Annotated in this window: 29 protein-coding genes, 1 pseudogene and 1 riboswitch; of the genes and pseudogenes, 25 read left to right on the forward strand and 5 right to left on the reverse strand. The window is 38.7% G+C overall.

Going from position 1 to position 25,134, the window contains the following annotated elements; translation table 11 throughout:
• Positions 1-189: 189 nt before the first annotated feature.
• Genes BABA_RS01330 through tsaD form a run of 5 tightly spaced genes read left to right on the forward strand, consistent with a single transcriptional unit; the run spans position 190 to position 3,091 of the window.
• Positions 190-414: a hypothetical protein gene (locus tag BABA_RS01330; protein WP_007083314.1), complete on the forward strand. Its 225-nt coding sequence runs from the start codon at positions 190-192 to the stop codon at positions 412-414.
• Positions 415-450: 36 nt separating this feature from the next.
• A complete protein-coding gene (gene tsaE / locus BABA_RS01335) occupies positions 451-906 on the forward strand; it encodes a tRNA (adenosine(37)-N6)-threonylcarbamoyltransferase complex ATPase subunit type 1 TsaE (protein WP_007083315.1) in 456 nt (151 codons plus the stop codon).
• Entirely contained in the window at positions 903-1,610 is a 708-nt protein-coding gene (gene tsaB, locus BABA_RS01340; RefSeq protein ID WP_007083316.1) for a tRNA (adenosine(37)-N6)-threonylcarbamoyltransferase complex dimerization subunit type 1 TsaB, read from the forward strand. Before tsaE ends, tsaB begins: the two co-directional genes overlap by 4 nt.
• 12 nt (positions 1,611-1,622) lie before the next feature.
• Positions 1,623-2,072 carry a ribosomal protein S18-alanine N-acetyltransferase gene (rimI, locus tag BABA_RS01345; RefSeq protein ID WP_007083317.1) on the forward strand — a complete coding sequence of 150 codons (450 nt, stop codon included), beginning with the start codon at positions 1,623-1,625 and terminating at the stop codon, positions 2,070-2,072.
• Positions 2,069-3,091 (forward strand): tRNA (adenosine(37)-N6)-threonylcarbamoyltransferase complex transferase subunit TsaD, encoded by a 1,023-nt coding sequence (gene tsaD / locus BABA_RS01350; RefSeq protein WP_007083318.1) that lies wholly within the window; start codon positions 2,069-2,071, stop codon positions 3,089-3,091. Before rimI ends, tsaD begins: the two co-directional genes overlap by 4 nt.
• A 549-nt stretch (positions 3,092-3,640) precedes the next feature.
• Here tsaD and BABA_RS01355 read toward each other — a convergent pair.
• Complete coding sequence (locus BABA_RS01355) at positions 3,641-5,560, reverse strand: ABC-F family ATP-binding cassette domain-containing protein (RefSeq protein ID WP_007083319.1); 1,920 nt, start codon at positions 5,558-5,560, stop codon at positions 3,641-3,643.
• A 179-nt stretch (positions 5,561-5,739) separates the two neighbouring features.
• Between BABA_RS01355 and moaC the strand changes: the two genes are divergently transcribed.
• The 5 genes from moaC (at position 5,740) to BABA_RS01380 (ending at position 9,131) form a co-directional block, all read left to right on the forward strand.
• A complete protein-coding gene (moaC, locus tag BABA_RS01360; RefSeq protein ID WP_007083320.1) occupies positions 5,740-6,237 on the forward strand; it encodes a cyclic pyranopterin monophosphate synthase MoaC in 498 nt (165 codons plus the stop codon).
• Between the two features lie 34 nt (positions 6,238-6,271).
• Positions 6,272-6,946: a redox-sensing transcriptional repressor Rex gene (locus tag BABA_RS01365; RefSeq protein ID WP_007083321.1), complete on the forward strand. Its 675-nt coding sequence runs from the start codon at positions 6,272-6,274 to the stop codon at positions 6,944-6,946.
• A gap of 109 nt (positions 6,947-7,055) precedes the next feature.
• Positions 7,056-7,679: a YhbD family protein gene (locus tag BABA_RS01370; protein WP_007083322.1), complete on the forward strand. Its 624-nt coding sequence runs from the start codon at positions 7,056-7,058 to the stop codon at positions 7,677-7,679.
• A 12-nt stretch (positions 7,680-7,691) separates the two neighbouring features.
• Positions 7,692-8,408 carry a polymer-forming cytoskeletal protein gene (locus BABA_RS01375; RefSeq protein WP_007083323.1) on the forward strand — a complete coding sequence of 239 codons (717 nt, stop codon included), beginning with the start codon at positions 7,692-7,694 and terminating at the stop codon, positions 8,406-8,408.
• A 15-nt stretch (positions 8,409-8,423) separates the two neighbouring features.
• On the forward strand, positions 8,424-9,131 hold the full coding sequence (locus BABA_RS01380) for a hypothetical protein (RefSeq protein ID WP_007083324.1): 708 nt from the start codon (positions 8,424-8,426) through the stop codon (positions 9,129-9,131).
• A 190-nt stretch (positions 9,132-9,321) separates the two neighbouring features.
• Here the strand turns inward: BABA_RS01380 and BABA_RS01385 are convergent, their stop codons facing one another.
• The gene (locus tag BABA_RS01385) at positions 9,322-9,522 is read right to left on the reverse strand and encodes a YdiK family protein (RefSeq protein ID WP_007083325.1); all 201 of its coding nucleotides are present in this window, start codon (positions 9,520-9,522) and stop codon (positions 9,322-9,324) included.
• A complete protein-coding gene (locus BABA_RS01390) occupies positions 9,519-10,244 on the reverse strand; it encodes a CPBP family intramembrane glutamic endopeptidase (RefSeq protein WP_007083326.1) in 726 nt (241 codons plus the stop codon). The genes BABA_RS01385 and BABA_RS01390 overlap by 4 nt, the downstream gene beginning before the upstream one ends.
• Before the next feature lie 317 nt (positions 10,245-10,561).
• On the opposite strand from BABA_RS01390, the gene groES reads away from it, so the two are divergent.
• The 5 genes from groES (at position 10,562) to BABA_RS01415 (ending at position 15,317) form a co-directional block, all read left to right on the forward strand.
• A complete protein-coding gene (gene groES / locus BABA_RS01395) occupies positions 10,562-10,846 on the forward strand; it encodes a co-chaperone GroES (RefSeq protein ID WP_007083327.1) in 285 nt (94 codons plus the stop codon).
• A gap of 52 nt (positions 10,847-10,898) precedes the next feature.
• Positions 10,899-12,533: a chaperonin GroEL gene (groL, locus tag BABA_RS01400; protein WP_007083328.1), complete on the forward strand. Its 1,635-nt coding sequence runs from the start codon at positions 10,899-10,901 to the stop codon at positions 12,531-12,533.
• Between the two features lie 549 nt (positions 12,534-13,082).
• Positions 13,083-13,802, forward strand: coding sequence for a conserved phage C-terminal domain-containing protein (locus tag BABA_RS01405; RefSeq protein ID WP_007083329.1), 720 nt, complete (start codon positions 13,083-13,085; stop codon positions 13,800-13,802).
• A complete protein-coding gene (locus BABA_RS01410; protein ID WP_007083330.1) occupies positions 13,795-14,055 on the forward strand; it encodes a replicative helicase loader/inhibitor in 261 nt (86 codons plus the stop codon). Before BABA_RS01405 ends, BABA_RS01410 begins: the two co-directional genes overlap by 8 nt.
• A gap of 743 nt (positions 14,056-14,798) precedes the next feature.
• Entirely contained in the window at positions 14,799-15,317 is a 519-nt protein-coding gene (locus BABA_RS01415) for an STM3941 family protein (protein ID WP_007083331.1), read from the forward strand.
• Positions 15,318-15,769: 452 nt separating this feature from the next.
• Here the strand turns inward: BABA_RS01415 and BABA_RS26285 are convergent, their stop codons facing one another.
• Positions 15,770-15,922: a UPF0175 family protein gene (locus tag BABA_RS26285; protein ID WP_083865228.1), complete on the reverse strand. Its 153-nt coding sequence runs from the start codon at positions 15,920-15,922 to the stop codon at positions 15,770-15,772.
• Positions 15,923-15,924: 2 nt separating this feature from the next.
• Between BABA_RS26285 and BABA_RS27805 the strand changes: the two genes are divergently transcribed.
• The 8 genes and pseudogenes from BABA_RS27805 (at position 15,925) to BABA_RS01455 (ending at position 22,043) form a co-directional block, all read left to right on the forward strand.
• A complete protein-coding gene (locus BABA_RS27805; protein WP_007083332.1) occupies positions 15,925-16,311 on the forward strand; it encodes a zinc-ribbon domain containing protein in 387 nt (128 codons plus the stop codon).
• A 156-nt stretch (positions 16,312-16,467) separates the two neighbouring features.
• Positions 16,468-17,604 carry a Rho termination factor N-terminal domain-containing protein gene (locus tag BABA_RS01425; RefSeq protein ID WP_007083333.1) on the forward strand — a complete coding sequence of 379 codons (1,137 nt, stop codon included), beginning with the start codon at positions 16,468-16,470 and terminating at the stop codon, positions 17,602-17,604.
• 138 nt (positions 17,605-17,742) lie between these two features.
• On the forward strand, positions 17,743-17,925 hold the full coding sequence (locus tag BABA_RS27090; RefSeq protein WP_040344874.1) for a hypothetical protein: 183 nt from the start codon (positions 17,743-17,745) through the stop codon (positions 17,923-17,925).
• 185 nt (positions 17,926-18,110) lie between these two features.
• A riboswitch (TPP riboswitch) is annotated at positions 18,111-18,220 on the forward strand.
• A gap of 120 nt (positions 18,221-18,340) precedes the next feature.
• Positions 18,341-18,943, forward strand: a complete 603-nt coding sequence (locus tag BABA_RS01435; RefSeq protein WP_007083334.1) for a thiamine phosphate synthase — start codon at positions 18,341-18,343, stop codon at positions 18,941-18,943.
• A complete protein-coding gene (gene thiO / locus BABA_RS01440) occupies positions 18,933-20,045 on the forward strand; it encodes a glycine oxidase ThiO (RefSeq protein WP_007083335.1) in 1,113 nt (370 codons plus the stop codon). Before BABA_RS01435 ends, thiO begins: the two co-directional genes overlap by 11 nt.
• Positions 20,046-20,059: 14 nt before the next feature.
• Positions 20,060-20,260, forward strand: a complete 201-nt coding sequence (gene thiS, locus BABA_RS01445; RefSeq protein WP_007083336.1) for a sulfur carrier protein ThiS — start codon at positions 20,060-20,062, stop codon at positions 20,258-20,260.
• A 6-nt stretch (positions 20,261-20,266) separates the two neighbouring features.
• Positions 20,267-21,034 carry a thiazole synthase gene (locus BABA_RS01450; RefSeq protein WP_007083337.1) on the forward strand — a complete coding sequence of 256 codons (768 nt, stop codon included), beginning with the start codon at positions 20,267-20,269 and terminating at the stop codon, positions 21,032-21,034.
• Positions 21,031-22,043, forward strand: a pseudogene (locus BABA_RS01455) (ThiF family adenylyltransferase). Before BABA_RS01450 ends, BABA_RS01455 begins: the two are co-directional and overlap by 4 nt.
• Positions 22,044-22,305: 262 nt before the next feature.
• On the opposite strand, the gene BABA_RS26290 reads toward BABA_RS01455, so the two are convergent.
• The gene (locus BABA_RS26290; protein WP_083865227.1) at positions 22,306-22,485 is read right to left on the reverse strand and encodes a tyrosine-type recombinase/integrase; all 180 of its coding nucleotides are present in this window, start codon (positions 22,483-22,485) and stop codon (positions 22,306-22,308) included.
• Positions 22,486-22,886: 401 nt separating this feature from the next.
• Here BABA_RS26290 and BABA_RS01460 point away from each other — a divergent pair, with 401 nt between their 5' ends.
• Both BABA_RS01460 and BABA_RS01465 read left to right on the forward strand, forming a co-directional pair.
• Positions 22,887-23,828, forward strand: a complete 942-nt coding sequence (locus BABA_RS01460; RefSeq protein ID WP_007083341.1) for an aldo/keto reductase — start codon at positions 22,887-22,889, stop codon at positions 23,826-23,828.
• Positions 23,829-24,230: 402 nt separating this feature from the next.
• Positions 24,231-24,830: a 50S ribosomal protein L25 gene (locus BABA_RS01465; RefSeq protein WP_007083342.1), complete on the forward strand. Its 600-nt coding sequence runs from the start codon at positions 24,231-24,233 to the stop codon at positions 24,828-24,830.
• The last annotated feature ends 304 nt before the right edge of the window (positions 24,831-25,134 follow it).

The following is a 25,134-nucleotide window of genomic DNA, read 5'->3' on the forward strand; positions in this document are numbered from 1 at the left end:
TCGAGTCCCGTCCAGACCGCTTAATAGCTTTTTAAATCAAGTCGAAACAAGGTTTCGTCTTTTTTTATTTCCTTTAAAACAGACCAGGCATCTAGGGCGTTTTGAATATATTTTTATAAAGTAATCTTCAAGAACTTTATGAAGACCAAAACTCAAAGAAATCCGGCAAAAGAGGTCATCATTGCTCTTATGAAGACCAAAACTCAAGGAAATCCGGCAAAAGAGGTCATCATTGCTCTTATGAAGACCAAAACTCAAGGAAATCTGGCAAAAGAGGTCATCATTGCTCTTATGAAGACCAAGACTCCAGAAAATGTGGCCGAAATGGTCTTCAAAGTAGTTATGAAAGATAGAATTTCAGCCTTAGGAGCAATCCTAAGGTTTTTTTTACACAAAAATAAGGGTAATATGTAGATAGAGAAACATTATGTTAGGTATAAAGGTGATTAGATGACTCAATTTGAATTAAATACAGCAGATTCTAAGGAAACTTCTCAATTCGCAGCAAAGCTCGCACACTTGTTACAACCGGGTGACGTCCTAGCACTTGAGGGTGATTTAGGCGCTGGGAAAACGACCTTTACGAAAGGTCTGGCCAAAGGTTTGGATATAAAAAGAACGGTTAATAGCCCGACATTTACCATCATTAAAGAATATAAAGGCAAGCTGCCGCTGTATCATATGGATGTATATCGGCTGGCTGATGCTCCGGAAGACTTGGGATTTGATGAATACTTTGAAGGTGATGGAGTTACAGTAGTGGAATGGGCACACTTAATAGAAGAACAACTCCCATCGGAACTATTAACGATTTACTTATACCATGAAGGACAAGAGCAGCGGAAAATCGTACTAGCTCCGAAAGGAAAAAGATATGAGCAATTATGTAAGGAGATTTTCAGATGACCATACTGGCGATCGATACTTCTAATAATCCATTAGGGGTAGCGCTTTTAGATGATAATCAAGTACTTGGTGAATTTATTACGAATATAAAAAAGAATCACTCCGTTCGCGTGATGCCAGCCATTCAGACGTTAATGCAGGATTGTGAAAAGGCACCGGCTGATTTGACGAAGATTGTCGTTGCGAAGGGTCCTGGGTCGTATACTGGTGTTAGAATTGGTGTTACGATTGCCAAAACATTAGCGTGGACTTTAAACATACCGCTTGTCGGAATTTCAAGCTTAGAAATTTTAGCTGCAGGAGCGGGACGGTACTTTAACGGCTTTGTGTCACCAATTGTCGATGCCAGAAGGGGACAAGTCTATACAGGACTCTATCGCTATCAGAACGGTATGCTAACCACTGTGGAACAGGATCAATTAGTTATGATAGATGATTGGGTAGCCAAATTAACAGATTTAAATGCACCCATTCTTTTTGTTGGAAATGACCTGTCGATCCATCATGCAAAGATAATAGAAGTATTAGGGCCGCAGGCTATTATAGCAAGCCAAACGGAACACAATCCCCGCCCATCTGAACTAGCTTTATTGGGAAAAGATAAACCGGGAGAAGACATCCACTCCTTTGTTCCAAATTATATCCGTTTAGCGGAAGCGGAACAGAAGTGGTTAGAGGGAAAAGGGAAAATTTTAAATGGATAGGGATAGAGAAATATGGTAGATTCTTATGTATTTCGTTATATGAGGGAAGAGGATATTGATCAAGTGGTAGAAGTGGAACATGCTTCATTTACTACTCCGTGGAGCCGGGAAGCATTTTATAATGAATTACATACTAACAAATTTGCTGTCTATATTGTTATTGAGAATGATCATAAAATTATCGGGTATTGCGGGTCATGGGTTGTTATCGATGAAGCACATGTGACAAATGTGGCCATTTTGCCAGAATATCGAGGTAAAAAGCTGGGGGAGGCATTAATGAGCAAGTTAATGTCGGTATCGAGGGAAATGGGAGCTAGAAGTATGACACTTGAGGTGAGGGTGACGAATCATGTAGCACAGTCCCTTTACCGTAAGTTTGGGTTCCAAAACGGCGGAATACGGAAAAATTATTATTCCGATAATCAGGAAGATGCACAAATAATGTGGGTGACTTTATGAAAAAAGAATTATTAATACTAGGAATTGAAACAAGCTGTGATGAGACGGCAGTCGCTATTATTAAAAATGGCCGTGAAATTGTTGCAAATGTAGTGGCTTCGCAAATCGAAAGCCATAAACGTTTTGGCGGTGTGGTGCCTGAAATCGCTTCGCGCCATCATGTTGAACAAATAACGCTTGTAATTGAGGAAGCATTGAACCAAGCAAATGTAACCTTTTCAGAAATTGATGCTATAGCCGTTACAGAAGGGCCTGGGTTAGTAGGGGCGCTTTTAATTGGGGTAAATGCCGCGAAGGCACTTGCCTTTGCTCATAATAAGCCGCTAGTACCCGTCCATCATATTGCGGGGCATATTTATGCGAACAGGCTGATCACAGAGTTAAAATTTCCACTCTTAGCATTAGTCGTTTCAGGCGGACATACAGAGCTTGTGTATATGAAAGAGCATGGTCACTTTGAAGTGATTGGAGAAACGAGGGACGACGCGGCAGGTGAAGCCTACGATAAGGTCGCAAGGACATTGAATATGCCGTATCCGGGCGGCCCGCATATCGATCGATTAGCGCAGGAAGGAACTCCGACAATTAATTTACCAAGGGCTTGGCTTGAAGAAGGCTCCTATGATTTTAGCTTTAGCGGCTTAAAATCTGCTGTTATTAATACTGTTCATAACGCGGAGCAGCGTGGTGAGAAGATAGCACCAGAAGATCTGGCAGCCAGCTTTCAAGCAAGTGTGATTGAGGTGCTTGTGAAGAAAACAGAGAAAGCCGTAGCCGAGTATGGGGTCGAGCAGGTTTTAGTTGCAGGTGGAGTTGCCGCTAATAAAGGATTAAGGAATGCTTTAGAAAAGAGCTTTTCGGAAAAACCGGGTATTGAACTAGTCATCCCGCCATTATCGTTATGCACAGACAACGCGGCGATGATTGCTGCTGCCGGAAGTATCATGTTTGAAAAGGGAATCAGGGCAGACTTAGCTCTAAATGCCATACCGGGTCTTGATATTGAGATGTACAATTAGAAACTCTTCTGAATAAGGAGAGTTTTTTTATATTGTATTGGTTATCTGAAGGAGGATAGAGTGCTTATTTACCATATTGAAAATAAGAAAGTCCAAATGGTAAATGAAAGGGGGTTCCATTGACCGAAAAGCAAAAAGTAAGCCTAAACGGTAAATGAAAGGGGGTTCCATTGACCGAATAGCAAAAAGTAAACCTAAACGGTAAATGAACACGCTGCTCTATTAATCGAAATGCAAACAACCATAAAAAAGGGGCGATTCACCAGATAATTGTGGATAAAGTTTTTAAAAAATACAGTTAATAATCAATTAATTGTGGATAACCCTGTGTATACTGTTGATAATGTGGATAAAAACGGTGTTTACTGTGGATAATGTGGAAAAGCAGTAAAACTCCCTAGAAATAAACAACTTTAAATGTGAATAATGTTGTGGAAAAGTGGATATTTTTTAAAAATCATTGGGGATTTTGTCGATACCCGCTCATATTTTGTCGATATTTATCCTAAAACGAAGAACCGGGCGATTTCATTCGCCCGGTTCTACTTGTTATTCAGCTAACTCAGCCCATTCTTCCATCAATTGCTCAAGTTCTGCTTTAGCCTTTTCGTTATTAATATTGATTTCTAAGACCATCTCATGATTCTGAAAAACTTCAGGTTTACATAATTGCTGCTCGTATTCTTGAATTTGTTCCTCGAGCTCTTCTATACGGAGCTCAGTCTCTTCTAACTTTCTTTTACGCTGGCGCTCAAGCTTTTTGCTTTCTTTATCCTGTTGATAACTATTTTTCTCCAAAGCTTCCTTTTCAGCAGCTAATTTCCCTGAGGCAGCCAGTGCAAGTGCCGCAAGTTCTTCCTGTTCCAATTTCTTTTCTAGATAATAGTCATAATCGCCAAGAAACTCTGCACTGCCATGACGACTAAGTTCCACCACCTTTGTTGCGATCCGGTTAATGAAATATCTGTCGTGGGAAACAAACAAAATCGTCCCAGGGTAATCAATCAGGGCATTCTCGAGAACTTCCTTACTGTCTAAGTCAAGGTGGTTCGTGGGCTCGTCCAAAATTAATACGTTGGCTTTCTCCAGCATGAGCTTAGCCAGAGCCAGCCGTGCCTTTTCGCCGCCACTTAAAGTGGAAACAATTTTTAACACATCATCACCGGAAAAAAGAAAGTTCCCCAAAGCCGTGCGAATTTCTTTTTCACTTTTTAACGGATAGTCATCCCAGAGTTCATTCAAGACACGCTTATTGGAGGTTAATTCTGCCTGTTCCTGGTCATAATAGCCAATTGAAAGGTTTGTCCCATACTGGATGGTGCCGGATAGTGCAGGCAGCTTCTTAATAATTGTTTTTAGCAGTGTCGATTTGCCAATACCGTTAGGGCCGACAAGGGCAATGCTCTCCCCTTTATAGGCACGAAAGGAAATGGACTCCGAAACCTTCTCACCATCATAGCCAACAGCTAGTGAGTCTACCATTAGTACGTCATTCCCGCTTTGTTTTTCAATTCCAAACGAGAAGGTGGCGGATTTTTCATCCCCAAGCGGTCGATCCATAACTTCCATTTTTTCAAGCTTCTTCCGCCGGCTTTGCGCTCGCTTTGTTGTCGAGGCGCGCGCTAAATTCTTTTGGATAAAGTCCTGAAGGTTTGCGACTTCCTGCTGCTGTTTTTCAAAAAGCTTCATCTCACGCTCATAATTGGCCGCTTTTTGATCAAGGTAAGAACTATAATTGCCCGTAAACCTCGCGATTTGTTTTCGGGATACCTCGTAGACCTGTGTAACAACTTTATCTAAAAAATAACGGTCGTGGGAGACGATTAAAATTGCGCCATCATAGCTTTGCAAATATTGTTCGAGCCATGATAGGGTATCGATATCGAGATGGTTCGTAGGCTCGTCCAAAATTAAGATGTCGGGTCTCGTTAACAGGAGTTTCCCGAGGGCAAGCCGGGTTTTCTGCCCGCCGCTTAAACTAGAAATCATCAGAGAATTATCGCGAAAGTTTAATCCATGAAGCACAGAGCGGATATCGGCTTCATATTGATACCCACCCTGTTCCTTGAATTTCACCTGGAGAAGATCGTATTCTTTCATAATTCGCTCGTATTTCACGGTGTCATCATAAATATGAGGATCAGCCATTTGTTCTTCGAGCTTGCGAAGCGACCTTTCCATTGTGCCCAAGTGTTCAAAAACAGACAGCATTTCTTCCCAAATCGACAAATTGGACTCAAGGCCGGTATTTTGCGCTAAATAGCCGATGTTCACTTCTTTGGGCTTAATAATCTCGCCGCCATCATGTGATAAGTGCCCGGCAATAATCTTTAATAATGTCGATTTACCCGCGCCGTTACGGCCGACGAGAGCTACACGATCCCGCGTTTGTAATTCAAGCTTTATATTCGATAAAATAAGGTCAGCACCATAATATTTTTGTAGTTGATTAACCTGCAGCAAAATCATTTTTATTCACCTCTTACATATAAATAGTGTACCGTATAAAGGGAATGTCGGCAATAAAGCGCCGGATCAATAAGGGCTTATATTCTTAACTCAGATAAAAAATGTAATAATTAGTTCAAAGATTCACACACATCTAGGGAAAAATAGTGTATTATTTTTGGGTAGGAGGATTATTTTTTATGGCAGAATTTACTCATTTTAATGAAGAAGGCAGAGCAAAGATGGTCGATGTCAGTGATAAACCGGAAACGGCACGAACCGCTCTTGCACATTCCAGTATAACGGTTAGCAAAGAAATATATGATAAAATAAATAATCATGAAATGAAAAAAGGCGATGTTTTAGCGGTAGCCCAAGTGGCGGGGGTTATGGCGGCTAAAAAAACATGGGATTTGATTCCGATGTGTCACCCGATCCCATTAACAGGGGTTAATATCTCGTTTTCATGGGAAAAGACAGAGCAAGAGCAGGTTCAATTACATATTGCTGCAGCAGTTAAAACAAAAGGGAACACGGGTGTGGAGATGGAAGCGCTAACAGCCGCATCTGCTTGTGCTTTAACCGTTTACGATATGTGTAAGGCAGTCGATAAAGGAATGGTCATTGGGCCAACATACTTAGTAGAGAAAACCGGCGGAAAAAATGGTGACTTTAAACGAACAGAACAATTTAGATAATTGTTAACTAAATTTCAAAAGGGGTGTGGGAGAAATGAGTAATGAAACGATGAAAATACCACAGGCGACAGCTAAGCGGCTGCCCCTCTATTATCGATTTTTAAAAAATCTGCATAGTTCAGGCAAGCAACGGGTCTCATCAGCAGAATTAAGTGAAGCGGTTAAGGTGGACTCAGCAACGATTCGCCGCGATTTTTCTTATTTTGGCGCATTGGGTAAAAAGGGCTATGGCTACAATGTCAATTACTTATTAACGTTCTTCCGTAAAACACTTGACCAAGACGAATTAACAAAGGTTGCGTTAATTGGGGTTGGTAATCTTGGGACTGCCTTTTTAAACTATAACTTTTTAAAAAATAATAATACAAAAATATCATGTGCCTTCGATGTCGATACGTCAAAAATGGGTACAATGATTCGCGAGGTTCCCGTTTTTCATATGGATGAGTTGGAAAAGGTGTTAGTTGAGGAGGAAATTTCGGTTGCGATTCTAACCGTTCCAGCTCCAGTAGCACAGATGATCACCGACCGGCTTGTGGGTGCCAATGTAAAGGGGATTTTAAACTTTACTCCGGCAAGATTAAATGTTCCTGCTTCAATTAGGGTTCATCATATTGACCTCGCGGTGGAATTGCAATCACTGGTCTACTTTTTAAAACATTACCCGACGGGTGAAATTGAGGAAGTTGAAGAAATAGAGGCAGAATAAACTGTGTAATGGCTTTTCACTAAAAAATGGTGGAAAGTCTTTTTTTACGACTTTACAAACGTAACAGTGTTATGTTACATTATAAAATATAGAAAGGGGTTTTTTGGAAATGAGTGAGGAGTTAATATCAAAAAAGGATTTATTGGATCTGGCGGGAATATCGTACGGACAGCTATATCGCTGGAAGCGGAAGGATTTGATTCCCGAGGATTGGTTTATTCGGAAATCCACGTTTACTGGGCAGGAAACCTTTTTTCCAAAAGAAAAGATCCTAGAACGAATCGATAAGATTCAAACGATGAAAGAAAATCTTTCCTTAGATGAACTGGCTGATATGTTTTCACCTAACGTAACAGAGTTACACTTCACTAACGAAGAGCTAATGAAACGTAACATTGTTTCAACATCGGTTATGGATTTATATCTGGAAAATGAAAAAGGCGGTTCCCATTTTGATTTTTCAAGAATACTTGAAGTGTTTGTTTTAGAGAAGCTGCTTCAATCAGGAGAAATTAATCTGGATGAAGGAAAAATGCTGCTACAAGTCATGAAGGATCACAGGGGATTAATCAAACAAAAGAATGGAGAGATCGTGCTGACGAGAAAGCTCGGGGTCTCATCTTGTTTTTTATTCATAAATGCTGAGGATATAAAGTTTGATCAGGGGACGAAAATCGTTGTTCAGCTTTCGCTTGTGAAATGTATGGAAGAAATCAAGGCGAACTTACTATAAAGGAGAATGAACATGGATACGAAAAAAAGGGGAGACCTGAGTATAAATGGCTTTGGGTCAGCAAATGGCGGGGAATTTCATAAAGTAAACATCAATGGAAAAGGAACAGTTAATAACGATTTAGAGTGTGTGGAATTTGATTGTAATGGTTCAGGTACGGTCAATGGCAATGTTAAGACGAATAGTGCCAAGGTGAATGGGAACGGAAAAATTAAAGGAAATCTTGAATGCAAGACGTTAACAGTGGATGGAACTGCGAAAATTGGCGAAAACCTTTATGTGGAAAACTTCAAGGTGTCAGGAAAAACCACTGTCGGCGGAAGGGTAAAGGCAGAGGAAATCAACATTAAAGGCAGGCTTACAGTCGAAGGGGATTGTGAAGCTGAAACATTTAAGGCGGAATCGCTATTTATGATTGGCGGTCTTTTAAATGCGGATCAAGTGGATATTAAAATTTTTGGAGAGTGCAAGGCAAAGGAAATAGGTGGGCAAACGATTCGTATTAAACACAAACCTATCTTAATGGGTTTATTCAAACCGCTTATTCAAACACGGCTGGAAACGGATTTAATCGAAGGGGACAAAATTGAATTGGAAAACACGAAAGCAGCGGTTGTTCGCGGCAACCATATTACTATCGGGGCTAAATGCGAGATTGGTCTTGTTGAATATACAAATGAGCTTTCTGTCGATAAAAAGGCAACGGTGAAAGAGTCCAAAAAGGTTTAAAAGGGGGAAACGGAAATGATAAAGGGTCAAAATTTGACGATTAATGGTTCGGGCAATTACCCTGGCGGCAGTTACGATAAGGTGAGCATCCGCGGGGAAGGGACGATTGAAAATGCTGTCGATTGCTCGTCGTACCATATATATGGTACGAGTGAGGCATTGGCGGATGTGAAAGCAGGATCTGTAAAAGTGGTTGGCGAAACTGAAGTAAAGGGGAATATGGAATCTGGTGACATGCTCGTGATGGGGACGTTGTCGATTGGCGGGAAAGCTGGATTGGAAAAGGTGAAAATCCTTGGCACGCTTGAGGTAGGGGAGCGACTTTTTGGAGAAACGGCAAATATTAAGGGGAGTATTTCCGTAGGCGGAGACATCGAATATGAGAAATTTGATTTAAGCGGTGGGTTTGAAATCAAAGGTCTTCTCAATGCTGGGACGGTCAATATTGGCTTGCGTTTTGGCGAAAGTACAGCAGAAGAAATCGGAGGTGAGAAAATTACCGTTAAAAGAAAAACATCGCTGCTGCCGTTTGTGAAGGATGAGGGATCGCTAGTTGTGAAGGTGGTTGAAGGGGATGAAGTGTTTTTAGAAAATACAAAGGCGGATATCGTCAGGGGAAAGCTAGTCAAAATTGGCACGGGCTGTCAAATTGGCCGGGTGGAATATTCGACTGATTTTATCCAGGATAAAAATTCTACTGTCAAAATGGCGGAGAAGATCTAGAGCCAGGCGGTTCGCCTGGCTTATATGGTTAAACAAGTAAGTGGTTGATAAAATGGAGAAAGTGGTCGATAAAACGCTTAAAAAGGTTGATAAAGAGCAGAGCTTTTAAAAAAGAGGTCTTTCAGATAATGAAAATGGCATACTTAATCTAAAAAGGGATCCCAAGCTAGAAAACCTGGGATCCCTTTTCTTATTTTTTCAATTGGTTCTTTAATTTAAAATGAAATATCATCATTTTTAACCCGGAGCCAAAATCAAATGTTGCTAAAATGACGAGCAGATAGCTGAAAAAGCCCCAGCCGTTTGTTTGCACATCATCAATCGCAAAGTAAGTAAATACTGCGCCGAGCAGGAAGTAAATTAATCCGGAAAACAAGGGTGAACGTCTCATAAGAATCCTCCGATAAAGTTTTGAAGCGCCTCTGCCTCACGCTGCAGTCTTTCAAGATCGTCTTTATAAACAGTCTGAACTAAGACAACCAATGTATTCATCGTGACATGGGCAAAAATCGGTACCAAAATATGCTTGGTTTTGACATAGAGAAAGGCAAAAGTGAAACCCATGGCTGAATATAGTAGAATATGCTGGAATTCCATATGTGCTGCAGCAAAGATGACCGAACTAACCAGTGCTGAAATAAAAAAGTTAAAGCGCTTATGTAGTGAGCCGAAAATGATTTTTCGAAACACAATTTCTTCTAAAATTGGTCCAATGATGCTGGTCACAATAATGGCCGCCGGCATTGTTTCGATGATGCGCAGGATATTCTGCGTGTTCTCAGAACCCATTTCAACGCCCAAAAGTCTTTCAATCAAGGCGGCGAAAATTTGTGCAAAGTAAGCTAAAAAGACCCCTACAATTGCCCACATGACCGAAGAGCCGAAAGAGGAACTGCCTCTTTTTTCGAAATGGGGGGAGTTCATTTCCTTCCGCAAAATGAACAGAATGATGAGCAGGGCAATCGAGAAACTGACAATTAGCCAAACAGGTACAGCCAGACTTTGGCTGATTCCTAAAGATTTAAAGCCAAACATCATTGCGGGAAGCCCGACAAGACTGGAAAGCTGCATAGCGATGTAAACAATGATGACAATCCAATATTCCTTTTTCAAATTTTAATGTCTCCTTTTTTCATCCAACCAATATAATCTGCCGATTCATATTCTAATTATCAAGTCATTACTATTCATTTTACTCTTAAAACTGTAGCAGTTTCAATTTAGAAGAACTTTTAAAATAATAGGTATAGAAAGACAAGTTTTTCCCATACTTTATAAGGTTGTAAAAATCGAAAAAACTTTTGTAAAAATTTGTGCTTCATACTTGCAAAAAATTATCAGATTCTTTATTATAATAATTGTGTTAGCACTCATTCATAGAGAGTGCTAACAAGTCAGAATTACATATATCTTTGAGGAGGTTGTTTGATTTGTTAAGACCATTAGGTGATCGCATTGTCATTGAGCTTGTTGAATCAGAAGAAAAAACTGCAAGCGGTATCGTATTACCGGATTCAGCGAAGGAAAAGCCTCAAGAAGGAAAAGTTGTTGCCGTGGGTACTGGCCGCGTACTAGAAAGCGGAGAACGTGTAGCACTTGAAGTTGCTGTCGGCGACCGTATTATCTTCTCAAAATACGCTGGTACTGAAGTGAAGTACGAAGGCGTAGAATATTTACTTTTACGTGAAAATGATATCCTTGCTGTAATCGCATAATAAGGGAATTTTTTAAAAATAAAGATGAAAAAATACGAGGAGGTTTTTTACAATGGCTAAAGAGATTAAATTTAGTGAAGACGCGCGCCGCGCAATGCTACGTGGAGTTGATACCCTAGCAGATACAGTTAAAGTAACTCTTGGACCTAAAGGACGCAACGTGGTTCTAGAGAAAAAATTTGGTTCACCGCTTATCACAAATGATGGTGTAACAATCGCAAAAGAAATCGAATTAGAAGACGCATTCGAAAACATGGGTGCTAAACTTGTTGCTGAAGTAGCAAGCAAAACAAACGATGTTGCCGGTGACGGTACAACTACTGCAACAGTTCTTGCTCAAGCGATGATCCGCGAAGGCCTAAAGAACGTTACAGCTGGCGCTAACCCAATGGGTATCCGTAAAGGGATTGAAAAAGCAGTTGCTGTAGCAGTTGAAGAATTAAAAGCTATTTCTAAACAAATCGAAGGCAAAGAGTCTATCGCTCAAGTTGCTGCGATTTCATCTGATGACAAAGAAGTAGGCCAATTAATCGCTGAAGCAATGGAGCGCGTTGGCAACGACGGTGTTATCACAATCGAAGAATCTAAAGGCTTCACAACTGAGTTAGATGTAGTAGAAGGTATGCAGTTCGACCGTGGTTACACTTCTGCTTACATGGTTACTAACACAGATAAAATGGAAGCTGTATTAGAAAATCCATATATCTTAATTACAGACAAGAAGATTTCTAGCATTCAAGAAATTCTTCCAGTACTTGAGCAAGTAGTACAACAAAGCAAGCCATTATTATTGATCGCTGAAGATATCGAAGGTGAAGCACTTTCTACTTTAGTATTGAACAAACTTCGCGGAACATTCAATGCAGTAGCTGTTAAAGCTCCTGGCTTCGGTGACCGTCGTAAAGCAATGCTTGAAGATATCGCTGCATTAACTGGCGGTGAAGTGATCACAGAAGAACTTGGCCGTGAATTAAAAACGACTACTATCACATCTTTAGGTCGCGCTACTAAAGTAGTTGTGACAAAAGAAAACACTACAATCGTTGAAGGTGCTGGTGAGACTGCTGAAATTCAAGCACGTGTCAACCAAATCCGCGTTCAATTAGAAGATACAACTTCTGAATTCGATCGTGAAAAATTACAAGAGCGCTTAGCGAAATTAGCTGGCGGTGTAGCAGTTATCAAAGTTGGTGCTGCAACTGAAACAGAATTAAAAGAGCGCAAACTTCGCATTGAGGACGCATTAAACGCAACTCGTGCAGCTGTTGAAGAAGGTATTGTATCCGGTGGTGGTGTAGCCCTTCTTAACGTATACAGCAAAGTGGCTCAAGTTGAAGCAGAAGGTGATGTAGCAACAGGTATCAACATCGTATTACGTGCGATGGAAGAGCCAGTTCGCACCATCGCTCAAAATGCAGGCCTTGAAGGATCTGTCATCGTTGACCGCTTAAAGCGCGAAACAGTAGGCACAGGCTTCAACGCAGCATCCGGCGAATGGGTAAACATGATCGAAGCTGGAATCGTTGACCCAACTAAGGTTACACGTTCCGCACTTCAAAACGCAGCATCTGTTGCGGCTATGTTCTTAACAACTGAAGCAGTTGTAGCTGACAAACCAGAACCAGCTGGTGGCGGCATGGGAATGCCTGACATGGGCGGTATGGGTGGAATGGGCGGCATGATGTAATCTGCCCCTTAATCTCTTTATATTTTAGGGTTTGAATGTAACGTGAAAGATTTTTTAATTGAGGCTCTCATAAGTTCACCGAACTTTAGAGAAGCCTCTTTTTTCATGTCTTTCGCTAACATTGTTTATGGCATTATAAAAATGTAAGTATTATTTTTCAACTTTACTTGACGATTACAATTAACCAACATTTTAAATTGAGTGACGTTCTTGGCAGGTTTTATGGTACATGCATCAGCACAAAATGACCAAACTGATTCGATCATCCTGACGTTCGGATAGGTTCAGAATGGCATGTAGAGATTACCTTGTTGACCCAAGCAATACCATAGATTACCTCATTAGAGTACTTCAAAGATTACTTCAAATAATATGTCCCCTTCCATTTCGATTTCCATCAAGCAAAAATATTTTTTATAAGAACCTGTCCTTTTTTCGATTTTATTTCTAAATAGAAAGTGAAGGGACATAAACCAATCGGTGGGCTGCTCGTGTCTTACGGCCGAGTCTAGGTTCCTTTTTAAAACAACCATTAAAGGAGAGGTTCAGTTGAGTAGGTTATTAATCAATGAAAGACCGGTAATGATTATTCCTAGTTTGGCAGAGAAAATTGGTTTAAATGAGGCAGTTGTATTGCAGCAAATTCATTATTGGCTTGGGATCAGCAAGCATAAAATTGAGGGGAGAACTTGGGTTTATAATACATATGAAGAGTGGCAGAAGCAGCTGCCATTTTGGTCAGTAAGTACAATTAAGCGGACGATTCGTTCGTTAGAGATGATAGGATTACTTCTCTCTGAAAATTGGAATCAGATGAAAATGGATAAGACAAAATGGTACAGCATTGACTATGAAAAATTACTGGAGTTTGATGATAGCCTGCCCGAGAGCCAAGCTGCTCCTATTGTGGAAAGAGCACCTGAGGAAGCTTCGGAGAAGATGCAGGACTCCGCAGTCCATTCTTCTTCCGTGAAAAAGGTGATTCCATATGCTGAAATTATTGGCTATTTGAATGAGAAGACGGGAAAGAACTTTAAACTAAGTTCTATTAAAACGAGGGAACTGATTCATGCCAGATATGGAGAAGGATTTACGCTTGAGGATTTTACTAGAGTTATCGATTTGAAGTCAGCTGATTGGCAGCCTGATCCTGTTTGGAATAAGTTCTTGCGACCAGAGACATTGTTTGGGACAAAATTTGAATCTTATCTCAATCAGCAAGAAGGTAAGAAGAGACAAACTGAGGAGGATTTTAACCTTGATGAATAAGAAAGAGATTTATAAGTTGATGGTTCTTATACAAGTCTATTACGACAAGTTTCATTTTGATCAACAAAAGCTGGATGCCTGGCATATGGTTCTGCAAAAATATTCATATGATAAAGTACATGAGAATCTACGTAACTTTGTAGTAGATTCGCCACATCCTCCAAAGATTAGTGATTTGGTCCAGAAGTCATCTTGGGGACGCTCGATTCCTGATCATTTTGTATTCGATATAACTGCAGGGGAAGATAGGTAGGGAGATGCCGGTCCCTGTCACTCCCTTAATAGTTTTGTTCCGCGATTGTATCATCTATACTAGAAATTCAAGAGCTTTTTTCGACAATGTTTTTTTCTGGAAAACATGTTAAGGTGCATTCTAAAAGGCTTTACTGCCCTTTTAATCAAACGATTAGTTGGTACAATAACTTATTTGAAGTTGTCAGAATATATATTTTGTTAGTTTCTATTGTCAGATTTACAGATAATTCCTAACAGCCACAACTAATTTACGACAATTATTTCTCATGAAAACAATCCAAAGTTCGGTTTTTAAAAGGGCTAAGGCGGTATTTAATCAAACGATTAATTGGGTAAATCACTTTTAATTAATCGTTTGATTAGATAAGCTTTAATTGCTGTCAATCCTGTGTTTAACCCTCCTTAGTGCCAAAAATATTGTCGTAAAAAGAGTCACAATTTCACTTTTGAAATTTACCTCTTTTTGTCCCCTGATTTGTTCCTATTTGTAAGTGACATAAAAATAATACCTGTGAATCTCGGTGCCTGACCCCCGGTGCGGTAATGCTTTAATACGTTTGGTCAGGCACCTTCTCTTACATATATTTTTGAGAGCAACCAATTCTCCAACTCTGCTTCCTGTGTCCGAATCGATAAGAAACATCACGTTGTTAATCCTCTATGGGTCTTTTAGAGGATTTATTTTTTGGGAAAATCTGTTAATTTTTAGAAAGAATGCTTTTAAGACCTGGGGGGAAAGAAGTGAAGGATGATTTTATTGTAATGGCAAAAAGGGGAAGAATGATCATGTTGGCTATTTTTTGTCTCGTTTTTGTTGCGGCAGGCATATTTATTTTATCGGTCCCGTTTAATGAACCAACGTTGCCCATAGTGATAGGGATTCTTACCATTGCAGTATTCGGGCTTTGTTTTCTGTATTATATTAAAGTACTCGTCAAACCGGAGCCTGCCGTGGTTGTCACGAAAGAAGGAATTATAGACCAATCCAGTTACATCGGGGCGGGTCTCGTCAGATGGGAGGAAATTGAAGCGATCGACTTTTTAAACTTTTCGGGTCAGGTGTTTCTTGGCATTTTTACCTATGACCGTGAATTGGTCATCAGCCGGTCAAGGGGAATAAAGAAATTGTTTAACCGATTAAACAAAGGGCTGTTGTCATCACAAGTCAACATACCTGTTAAAAATTTAGCTTGTTCTGTGGATGAGCTTATGAATGCCATTGGAGAGCGTTGGGAAACGGCGATAAGGAAAGAATCTTGACTTGTTTGGATCATTCTTATAAAAGCGAACGAGTAATGAGGAGGCAACTTTTAAATATACGCGGAAGCATATGTATACATGTGTGAATGAAGATAAAATAAGAGTAAATGCTAAACACAGAGATTTTAAATGGAGGCTTCTTATAAGTTCGCTGAACTTGTGGGAGGCTTTTTTTTTATAAAATACATTGTTATGCGATGTAAGTTGTTTTACAATGGTGAAATAAAAGCTTGGGTATCAATGTTTATAAGCCTTTACAGCTTAATAGTGACCGATATTAATTAATATGATTTTTGAGAGGTCTTTCATTAAGTTGCCGAACTTATTGGAGGCCTCATTCTTTATATTTTTAGTCATGTGTGCGTAAATACCCATTATTGTATTAATATCTGAGTGTCCTAAGCATTCCTATATTTCCTTTATGTGCACTCTACAGATTTATAATAATTGAATCAATTGTGATAACGCGAATTGATCCTTCTGTTTTTGGTGTAAGCCCAATGAATATTATGGTCAATTAAGATTTGAATAAAGTCTGAAAGGCTTCTACCACAAAGTTCAGCTGCTCTTCCGAGTGTTAGTTTTCCTGTTTCTGAATGCTGGATAGATGAGGGGGACTTACCATTTTAATGGTGATGAAGAAATAAAAGTCATATTAAGAGCAGTTGATGAAATTGCGTTTATCCCGTATCTAGAATTATGGGAGAAAGTTGATTATAAAAAGGTAAGAGAAGAGATTCGGCGAACTATAAAAGTATTAAATGGAGAAATGGCGTTTGATGATTCCGTAATAAAGGAAAGAGAAGAATCTATCAATGAAGCACTAGAGGGTGTAAAGCCACATGACCTCCTTTTGAAATGTTGGATATGTGGTGAACGTTTTACCTTTTCAATAGGTGAGCAAAATTTTTACAAAAGCAAGGGCTTTAAGTATTCAAAAAGATGTAATGACTGTCGTAACGAAAGGGATGACGAATTCTTTTATAAACAATAATTGAAAGATGAATAAACAAAATGGCTAGGAAAAGGGAAGTTCCCTTTGTGTCAGGTCGTATTGAAATCTGGGCTGAAGCTAAAGAAAGTTATATATACAAGAGTTGCCATGGCATCTGATGTTGTCAGTGGTAGACCTATGCGAAGGAGATATAAAATGGCAGTAAATAAAAACGAGAATCAAATAAATAAAATCATAGGCATAGCTTCATTAAAGGAAGGGCTATCCGCATTAAAAATGTCAGAACTTCATAACATCCGAAAAAAACTGCAAATCAAAAATATAAGTTCCTTGAAAAAAGCGGAATTAATTCAATATTTGGCAGAGGCAATCCCTTTTCTTCTCAAAAATATTATCAGTCAGTTCGATGAACGACGCTTATTTCTAATAAAAAATATTATTGCTAAAAAGGGAGTCATTAGCGCAAAGAATGTAGAAATAGAGGAGATGGAGTATTTCCATAAAACTGGCTTTATGTTTACTGGTTTACGGAATGGCGATCCGATTGTCATGATTCCTTTGGAATTAGTGCCTTCTCTAGGTGAGATCGTTAAAGACGAAACAATACTTGCAGATGTTAAGCGGAATACGGAATGGATTAAGATAACCCGCGGATTACTCTATTATTATGGCACAGTGCCACATAATGAGTTAATGAATTTAGTCGAAAAATATACGCCTATTCGCCCAGATTATCTCGCCTTCAATCATGTTATTTTTGATGCAATGGAATACTACCAAGAAATTTACATTGATAGGTACGGTTATTCTTACTGGGAAGTGTTAGACCCTTTAGTTATTTTAAAGGAGCAGGCATCTAGAAAAAATATTGACTACTATCCTTTCTTGAAGAAACAGCTGCTTGAAGCAGGTGAAACGGACTATGTGGAGCATCCAAGCGGTTATTCTCAACTTATTTCGCTATTTACACAGGAGTATCGGATGCCAAAACGAGAGGCGATGGAGTTAGTTGAAGATTGTATTATGCAAGTGAAGCTTGACCATCGACCTAGTCAGCTTCTTCAATTTTTACAGACGCAACTGACATTCGAAAGCTTAGAAGCTGTGCAAAGATTGATGGATGTTCTTGTTCTTCTTATGAATAATACGAGGCAATGGTATTTAAAGGGATATACATCTGTAGAGCTATCTACGCAGGAGAAGAATGCATTACTACCCTTGCCCAATAAAAAAGGAGAGGTTATTAGTCTCCATACCCGTCAAAGGGTTGGCAGAAACGATCCATGTTCATGTGGGAGCGGGAAGAAATTTAAGAAATGTTGTGGGAAATAGTATAATCACAACTTATAAATGGAAAAGTTTGCTTAATTAAAAATATCCCTGCACCGGATCAGCAATGGAAAAGACCTGTAAAAGTGTGGATTCGTGATCTGTATGAGGAGAAGTTCCATAAGGCAAAAATAGTTACACATGTACAAAAAGAAGAATCAAACAGAAACATCGAAAGGCAAGAAAAATCGATTGTATTCAATCGCTGGATTGATGATGGTGATCTGCCATTTCAATCCAGAAAGCGATTATCGTGATTTTATTGCCCTAGTTGTACGTGAAATGGACGATTCTTTAAATTTATATTTAAGGGCAATCAGTTAGACATAGCATCTCTTTATGAGGTGCTTTTTAAAAAAATGCCTGTCACTACCCGCAATTTGTCGAAATTTCCTCGACAGAATTCGAGTGGTGACAGGCACTTTATTTTATTATGTTAAAGAGTTACCTTGAAATTTTCTAATTCTTGTAATAATATAATAGATAAATTCAAATAATTGAATAAATCAGAGTTTTACTAGGGGATCCCTTGATAAGGGCTGAGAATAAAGTAGCTACTTTTAAACCCTCATAACCTGACCAGATTAGTATCTGCGTAGGGAAGTAGCGACTGTTTGTGCTTTTGTGTATTTAGGCAAATATCAAACAAACCACTTTCCTATTTTGGAGAGTGGTTTTTTTATGGACTCAGCATGTAAATACCTTATGAAGAAGGTGCTCCAATGAAGGGGAAAAGAAAATGAAGCTGATGGCTGTAACAGATCAGTCGCATTCTGTTCGTGAACTCGCATCGAAGATCATACAAATAAAAAACAAAATTGATTTTGTCCAAATACGAGAAAAAACAAAAACCGTTAAAGAAATTATTACATTACTCCAACATTTAGAAGAGGGTGGTGTTGAAAAAGAAAAGATTTTCCTAAATGATCGATTGGATATTGCCTTACTGATGGATATTCCGAATGTTCATTTTCCAGAAAAAGGACTTCCAGTTAAAAGGGTCAAAGAACGTTTTCCTCATCTAACAGTTGGTCGGTCGGTTCATTCCTTTGAAGGAGCTAAAGAAGCCGAAGTAGAAGGAGCAGATTATCTCTTATACGGACATTGTTTTGAGACGAATAGCAAAAGGGGAAAGGCTCCAAATGGCATTGAACCCCTCATCGAGATGAAAAAGAATTTGAGTCTTCCGGTTTATGCAATCGGTGGAATTAAATTAGATAAAGTAAACGAATTGCGAGAATTAAAAGCAGATGGAATTGCAGTGATGTCAGGAATTTTTTCAGCAGAAAATCCGCTAGCTGCAGCAAGTCAATTTTATGAGGTGGCCCGTGATGAAAAATAGCTATGCAGTAGTCGTAATTGGGGGCGGTATAATTGGATGCTCGATTGCTTATTATTTAGCAAAAGGAAATATCGATGTAGCTGTGTTCGAGGAGAATCAGGTTGGGACGAAAGCTACAAGTGCTGCGGCTGGTATGCTAGGGGCACACTCTGAATGTGAGGGGGATGTTGATGTCTTTTTCCCTTTTGCAAGAAAAAGCCAGTTTGCTTATGAGAAGCTGAAAGATGAATTGTATGAATTAAGTGGAATAGACTTTGGTTACAGAAAGGGGGGCATTTTGAAGCTTGTATTATCTGAGCAAGATAAACAAGGTTTAAAGGCGATTTTAGCCCAACCTACCGTTTCATGGCTAGCAACAGAAGAAGTGAAAAAATTAGAACGAGATGTTTCACCTCATCTGTTAGGCGCAGCCTATATTGAAGATGATGTAAACGTTTTACCTATTGGAGTGTGTCAAGCGTTTGCTAAGAGTGCTCAAATCCTTGGTGCCTCTATTCTAGAATCTACGAAGGTACTTACTGTTGAAAAACAGAATAATATTTTCCTCCTTCAAACCACAAGGGGTGTTGTTGAAGCGAAGCATGTAGTTGTTGCCAGTGGAGTTTGGAGCTCGACCTTTTTTAGGCAGCTTGGGTTAGATCATCAAATGACTCCTGTAAAAGGGGAATGCATTTCGGTGATGGGTGAAAAAGCGGTTTTAAAGCATACCCTTTTTCATGATAAATATTATGTTGTCCCTAGAAACAATGGACAGCTTGTAATTGGCGCGACTATGAAGGAGAACGATTGGACTGATAAGGTTAGTCTGAATGGCATTGAAACACTTATAGCAAAGGCAAAAATGATGTTGCCTACCATAGCAGATATGAAATTGGATTCAGCTTGGTCAGGATTGCGTCCCCAAACTTTTGATCAAAATCCATTCATCGGCTACCATCCTGAAGACGAAGGAATATTATTTGCGACAGGCCATTATCGAAATGGCATCCTGCTTGCTCCTGCAACAGGACAAATGATTACGGATTTAATCCTGAAAAGAGAAGTGAAAAAAGAGTGGGTGGAGGCTTTTAGAATTGACCGTCGTAAGCCGCTGACCGTTTAAGAGGTGATCCATACATGTCTATTATCGTAAACGGAAGACAGATTGACCTTCCAGAAACCATCCAAAATGTGAAAGGATTGCTATCCCATTACAATTTGGAAAATCGCATTGTCGTGGTAGAGGTTAATAAAGATATTGTGATGAAACAAAACTATGAAACTACAGGCCTATCCAATGGCGATATAGTAGAAATTATTCATTTTGTAGGAGGATGATGAAACATGTTAAAAATAGCAGATCGAAGTTTCAATTCAAGACTTTTATTAGGAACAGGAAAATATCCATCATTTGAGGTTCAAAAAAAGGCGGTTGAAGTTTCTGAGGCAGAAATCTTAACTTTTGCTGTAAGAAGAATGAATATTTTCGCAGAGGATCAACCCAATTTTCTTGAACAACTCGATTTAAACAAATATACTTTGCTTCCAAATACAGCTGGTGCTAAAAACGCTGAAGAGGCTGTTCGAATTGCGAAATTAGCGAAAGCCTCTGGATTATGTGACATGATCAAAGTCGAGGTAATTGGCGATTATCGTACTCTTTTACCGGATCCGATCGAAACATTAAAAGCATCTGAAATGCTTTTATCTGAAGGGTTTATTGTACTTCCGTATACTTCTGATGATGTAGTATTAGCCAAGCGTCTCGAGGATCTGGGAGTTCATGCCATCATGCCAGGGGCCTCCCCGATTGGTTCTGGAAAGGGGATTGTTAATCCTCTTAACTTGAAGTTTATTATCGAACAGTCATCCATTCCAGTCATTGTGGATGCTGGGATCGGTTCACCTAAGGATGCAGCTTTTGCCATGGAGCTTGGTGCGGATGCTGTATTACTGAATACAGCCGTTTCTGGTGCAAAAGATCCTGTGAAAATGGCGGAAGCGATGAAACTAGCTTTGGAAGCAGGAAGACTAGGATTTGAAGCTGGAAGAATTGAAGAAAAAGAGTACGCAGTGGCAAGCAGCCCAACTACAGGATTGGTGACATCTTGAACAATCGCTATTCAAGACAGGAATTATTTCTGGGAAGGGCTGCGCAAGTAAAAATAAAAGAGGCAAGTGCCATCATTATTGGGGCAGGTGCATTAGGTTCTGCAAGCTCCGAAATGCTGGCGAGAGCAGGAATTGGCCGTCTAACGATTGTTGACCGGGATTATGTGGAATGGAGCAATTTACAAAGGCAGCAATTGTATACGGAAGAAGATGTAAAAAAAAAATTCCAAAAGCAATTGCTGCGAAGAAACGTCTAGAGCAAATTAATAGTGAAATTACCATTGAGGGGATCGTTGAGGATGTTCACGGGCTGAATATTGCTGAATTGATTAAAGGTCATTCGGTGGTTGTTGATGCTACGGATAATTTTGAAACAAGCTTAATCGTCAATGACGCAGTTGTTAAACTGGGGATCCCCTTTATTTTTGGTGCCTGTGTGGGAAGCTATGGACTTACCTTACCCATCATACCGGGAGAAACTCCGTGTTTACACTGTCTATTAAACCATCTGCCAATGGATGGAATGACATGTGATACCGTTGGAGTTATTAGTCCCATTGTTCAAGTCACCGCTGCATATCAAATTACACAATTGCTTAGATTGCTTTCAGGAGAGCTGCTATCACCTATTCTTCAATCCGTAGATATTTGGAAAAGTGAAAATGCAGAAATTAATGTAACGAAGTTAAAAAATATACATTGTCCAACATGTGGTGAACATCCATCTTATCCTTTTTTACAGTTTGAAAATCAAATGAAGACGGATGTTCTCTGTGGAAGAGATGCCGTACAGTTAAGACCAGGGCTGTCACAAACATACTCATTGGTGGACTTATTAAAAAATGTAAAGCATCAGGTAACAAATCCTGTCTTAAATCCATATTTGCTTTCCTGTCAATTTGAGGATTATCGAATTGTTTTCTTTAAGGATGGCAGGGCGATCATCCACGGTACAAATGAAACGAAAACAGCACGAGCAATCTATAGCAGATTCATTCAATATTATTAGGATTTATTATGGGGTTCACAATTCTGTTCGCATTTTGTTTAGTGCCAGATTTTTTTGCTGCACATTCATAAAACGGTAAATTCCCGTTAAAGATATTACAGCACAGATTTCCCAAAAGCTTGATATACCGCACTTTTCGCACACAACGTTAACCATATTACACACTCTCACATTACGGGTGGCATGATGTAATAAAGCCGTCAACGCCTTGATATAGAAGGATTTTATGTAAGCTGAAAGCAAAATGCTAACATAGAGGATATTAGTGTAGGCTTCTCATTAGTTGAGCAAACTTTTGAGAAGCCTCTTTTTTCATGACTTTCGTTCCATGAAGATATACATTTCTGGTCGTATCATCATCAGAGTGTCCTAATCTGTCCATGATCTGTTTTAATCCAACTCCCGCCTCAGCGAGTAATGATATATGGGTGTGACGATTTATAGATAATGTTGGTAAGGAATGGAAGGGGTTGTTCTTAAACTAAAGTATGCAGGTTAGGGGCCAATAAGTGTACAAATAAAGTAGCTCATTAAGCTACTTTATTAAATGATACACAAGTTGATTTATCGCTTAATAGGAAACCAACCTTCAACCTCTAAAATCCCTTATACTTTTTATCTCAAAATATGTAGATGGGGTTTCATTATTTGAAACTATTAAGATAGTAATATATATAAGCAGGTTATTTTAATGATTGGAAGCAATAAAAGAAGTGAGGGTTTTTCGGATTTCGAACAGAATAATCATGGAAAGTTTCAATAAATGAAACTTGAACTCGATAATTTGTGGATTTTACTTTTGGTCATTATGATAAGGCTAATGAATGATAGGAGGGAAAAGACATGAAATATACAACATTAAAAAATACAGAACTTAAAGTATCAGAGATTGGACTTGGCACCAATGCAGTTGGTGGGCATAATTTGTTTCAAAATGTAAATGAAGCGGATGGAGTAGACCTTGTAAGAGAAGCATTGAACAATGGGGTAAACTTAATTGATACAGCTGATATTTATGGTCTTGGACGTTCTGAAGAATTAGTAGGTGAAGTATTAAAAGAATTTAAACGAGATGACTTTGTGATTGCAACGAAGGGAGCGCAGCATTGGTTTGAAGATGGTTCTGTAAAATCAGACAATCGTCCTGAATATCTACGAGAAGCAGTTGAAAAAAGTTTACAAAGGTTACAACTAGACTATGTAGACTTGTATTATTTACACTTCCCAGACAATGAAACACCTTTTGCAGAATCAATTGGTGAATTAGCTCGTTTAAAAGAAGAAGGAAAAATTCGTGCAATTGGGATTTCAAATGTTTCAATTGAGCAATTAAAAGAGGCGAACGCTCATGGGGATATTTCCGTCTTACAATCACCATTTAATATGTTAGACGTTTCCGCCCAGGCAGAATTATTACCATATTGCGTAGAAAATAATATTTCCTTTATTCCATATGGTCCATTAGCATTTGGATTACTAGGTGGTGGTTTCACAAAAGACTCTAAGTTAAATTCACAGGATTGGAGAAATTCTCTACCTTTATTTCAAGGTGAGCAATTTCACCAAACACTTAAAGTAGTGGACAAATTGAAGGAAATTGCTACTCAAAAGGAAACGTCTCTTCCTAATTTAGCGTTAGCTTGGTTACTTGCTCAAGAAGGTGTTGATGCAGTTATTCCGGGTGGTAAAAGGAAAGAGCGCATACTTGAAAACATTCATGCCAGTGAAATTATTTTATCAAAGGAAGAATTAAATAGTATTAACGATATTCTAAGTAACAACTAATGTATTATGTTTAACTCAGGTAAAATTCCTACAAGGCGGCCACCTGAGAATGATATTTTTGTTGAAATATTGGTTGAAGTAGAGAAGGCCTTTCATCAGTTAAATGAAACTGATGGAGGCCATTTCTTTTATAATGATTTTTTGATCCACTTCTGCATTTCCTTTTAAAATAAACAAAATGCCCCAACTTGGTCCGCATTTTTAAGAGGCGTGGTGGGACTTAATAGGACAGTTACTAACTGCGTCCATGTTAGCTGCTGCTTACTCAGTTATCCGATAAGATAAGTTTGAAATAATATATAGGATTAGATATACTTGAATTGTAAGTAATTTTTATATATCTTAGATATTTCTATAAAAATTAATGTCTAAGATTTATATAATTAGAAAGGTGGAAATAAAATGAGTACGCTAGTAGCTCAAGAAAGAAAAAATTTCAAAAAATCTACTTCGAAAAAATTGAGAAACGATGGGAAAATCCCTGCAATTGTTTATGGGAACAATATTGATACGAAATCTATTTCTATAAAAAATGCAGATTTATTAAAAGTGATGAGGGATATTGGTAGAAATGGTATTTTATCTCTAAGTCTTGATGGAAAATCAAAAAATGTAATGTTAAGAGATTACCAAAATGACCCTGTAACTAGGGAGATACTTCATGTGGATTTTCTTCAAGTTGATAAGCATACTGAAATCAATGCAAAAGTTAGTGTTATTCTAAAGGGAACATCTAAAGGTGAGAAAGTCGGAGGAATTGCTAAACAATATCTTCACGAATTGGATATAACAGCAAAAGCGAATGATATTCCAAATGATATTGAAATTGACATCACTGATTCTGAAATCGGCCATGCCGTTAAAGTAGCAGATATTAAAAAAGATTATAGTAACTGTTCGATCAACCATGAGGATGATGAAACTATAGTGATGATCGACTATGTAAAATCTGAAACAGAGGAAGCTGAGGATGCGAGTAAAGTTGAAGTCTCGGGTGTTTAATCTTTTTACCTTAGTACTTTAATGTGGTAAAAAAATACTAATGAAGAAAACAACAATTCTTGTTACTACAACACTTAGTACCTTATGTTAATGCTCTACCAAGCTAAGTTACTTTTAGACTTTTAATACACTATGTCCTTTACCGTTTTTAAGTATAAACAAAACTAATAATTATTTCAATACTTTTTAAGCAAAAATTTATCTTTAATCAGTTCTATAGCGGAAGCATTTATTTGTCTTCTGCTATAGACTTTTTTTAGCTTCAGACACTTCCTATCAGGCATAGGTGCCAACTACACCTAAT

It is taken from the genome of Neobacillus bataviensis LMG 21833 (genome assembly GCF_000307875.1).
Taxonomy (GTDB): domain Bacteria; phylum Bacillota; class Bacilli; order Bacillales; family Cytobacillaceae; genus Neobacillus; species Neobacillus bataviensis.